Below are 262 nucleotides of genomic sequence, written 5' to 3' on the forward strand. Positions count from 1 at the left end.
ATAGTCCTACTTAAAACGCAGATAGTATTGGCCCTATTGCAATGCGGATTTCTAAAAACTTTCCATTTTGTCCGATCGCTGAGCCATCTTCACCATAAACAAGCATAGTGTCAAATGGTAAAAGTGGAACATGTTTATATTGATAATATACACCTACCACACTTAACATAAACATTATGCATGTAAAAATAGCAACCTGCTTCATCTTACCTGAGAGGTTTTCAAATAATCGATATTGTCCAGCTGAAAGTCCTAATAAAAT

At 34.7% G+C, this 262-nt stretch carries 1 pseudogene; it reads right to left on the reverse strand.

The annotated features are described in order from the left end of the window. Positions 1-10 precede the first annotated feature (10 nt). Positions 11-262 (reverse strand): annotated as a pseudogene (locus KVT34_RS30440) (DUF418 domain-containing protein); the annotation flags it as partial.

This window comes from Paenibacillus sp. GbtcB18 (assembly GCF_019091125.1).
In the GTDB taxonomy this organism is placed as follows: domain Bacteria; phylum Bacillota; class Bacilli; order Paenibacillales; family NBRC-103111; genus Paenibacillus_F; species Paenibacillus_F chitinolyticus.